The organism is Agriterribacter sp. (assembly GCF_035444585.1).
Lineage (GTDB): Bacteria > Bacteroidota > Bacteroidia > Chitinophagales > Chitinophagaceae > Agriterribacter.
This window is the reverse complement of sequence record NZ_DAOMOZ010000370.1, coordinates 1-2,153: the sequence shown is the minus strand read 5'-3', so window position 1 is coordinate 2,153 and position 2,153 is coordinate 1. Positions and strand designations below refer to the sequence as shown.

Sequence of the window (2,153 nt, the reverse complement as noted above, 5' to 3'; positions counted from 1 at the left end):
ATCGCATGAAGGTCTGAGCAGGGAATATGAAGTGAGCTGCAATGAGCTCGACTGGCTGGTTCAATATGTGCGTAATGAGAAAGCTGTGCTGGGCGCCAGGATGATGGGCGGCGGTTTCGGGGGATGTAGCATTAATTTGGTAAAGGATAATGCTATAGATGCACTGGCTGAAAAAATATCGGCGGAATACAGGCTGGCTACGGGTTTAACACTTGGCGTTTATGCAGTACAGATAGCTGATGGTACGGAAAGGATATAGCAGCCGGATGAAAATTTGCTGTGAGGCTGTTTAGAACATGTGCTATGCGAAGCCTCTGACTTCGCACGCTGCTGTATGAAGTCTCTGACTTCATACTCCATATGTTCTTCCGGGACTCCGTCCCGCAAATGATGATACGCTGCAAAAACCGTAATAATATAAGTGTAAATCAAGCCAAACGATCGTTATGATAAAAGCAAAAATCTTTATTGGTGCCTGCCTTATGGCGATAATGGCCTGCAACCCGGGAGTCAGGGAGCAGGAAGGGGAACAAGAAAGCGTGTCGGACGCTGTTGCCCCGGATGCATGTGTGCCTTCGCTGGAGCATAAAAATTTTGAAGACAGCATAGATGGCAAACCTACTGCACTCTATATACTAAAGAATAAAGCCGGCGCCTGCGCTGCTGTCACCAATTACGGCGGCAGGCTGGTAAGCCTTGTAGTGCCCGGTAAGGATGGCAAGCCTGTTGACGTGGTGGTAGGGTTTAAAGATGTGCAGGACTATGTAAGCTCCACGGAGCCTTATTTTGGCGCAACAATAGGGCGTGTGGGCAATCGCATTGCAAAGGGAAAATTCAGTCTGGATGGAAAAACCTATACATTGTTTACGAATAATGGCCCCAACACACTGCACGGGGGTAAAAAAGGTTACCAGGACGTGGTATGGGATGCCAGCCAGCCGAATGATTCCACATTACAATTGAAATACCTGTCAAAAGACGGGGAAGAGGGCTTTCCCGGTAACCTGGATATAACGGTGCTGTATACCCTTGCGGCAAACAATGCACTGAAAATAGATTACCATGCCACTACCGATCAAAAAACGGTGGTAAATCTTACCAACCATGCTTTTTTTAACCTGAACGGCGAAGGCAGCGGAACCATCAATGACCACCTGCTGCAGATCAATGCAGATAAGTACACGCCCGTTGACGCCACCTTAATACCCACCGGCCAACTGGAACCTGTAGAAGGAACCCCTTTTGATTTCCGCCAGCCAACGGCTATCGGGAAAAGAATAGATACGGTAAACAACCTGCAATTAAAAAATGGCAGGGGGTATGATCACAATTTCGTGCTCAATGAAAATGATCCCACAACCCTGCATGAAGCTGCAGAGGCAACCGGCGATAAATCGGGAATTGTGATGAAAGTATATACCACCGAGCCCGGGCTCCAGTTCTATGGCGGTAATTTCATGCAGGGAAAGAATACCTTTAAGAGCGGGGTTAAGGATGATTTCAGGACCGCGTTTTGCCTGGAAACACAGCATTTCCCCGACGCGCCCAATCAAAAGAACTTCCCGTCAATTGTACTGGAGCCGGGCAAAGTGTATAAGACTTCTACAGTGTATGCGTTTTCGGTGAGCGGGAAGTGAGGCGGAGGTGAGAAGAACCAAATAACAAGAACCAAATCGCAAGAACCAAATGTCTGAAATCTGAAGCCATAAGCGCTAAATCCGAAGGAATACAACGATAAACCAAAAACCATAAATTTTAAATCCGAAGATGCGGTCGGCACCCGACGAAGGAGGGTCAGTACCGCATCGGGGTGTAAAGCACCGGAAGACAAATGCCAAATAAAATCCGAAGTCTGCAAACCCTAAATCCGAAACGAAAGGCAACCATAAACTACAAACTATAAACCATAAATCCGAAACCCTAAGAGGATTGGCCAGTGATCCCAATATTAGCTTTATCATAATTTTTTAAAAACAACAGTAATGAAATTCAGACTGATCGTATTAAGCGCTTTATTAATCGGCATGGGTTTTCAGCAATGCAAGCCTAAAGAAGAAAAAAAAGCAGATAATGAAGAAGTAGCTGAAGCAGGAAGAGATATCTGGACAAAGGAGCAGGCCAATGACTGGTATGCGAAGCAGGGATGGCTGGTA

At 46.4% G+C, this 2,153-nt stretch carries 1 protein-coding gene and 1 pseudogene; both read left to right on the top strand.

The window, feature by feature from the left end; all coding sequences use genetic code 11:
• Positions 1-259: pseudogene (locus PLH26_RS21595) on the top strand (galactokinase); the annotation flags it as partial.
• Between the two features lie 187 nt (positions 260-446).
• Positions 447-1,637, top strand: coding sequence for an aldose epimerase family protein (locus tag PLH26_RS21590; RefSeq protein ID WP_324588083.1), 1,191 nt, complete (start codon positions 447-449; stop codon positions 1,635-1,637).
• The last annotated feature ends 516 nt before the right edge of the window (positions 1,638-2,153 follow it).

Excerpts from the sequence above, each read along its gene's own strand:
- PLH26_RS21590 (WP_324588083.1), top strand. The coding sequence starts at position 447 with ATGATAAAAGCAAAAATCTTTATTGGTGCCTGCCTTATGGCGATAATG.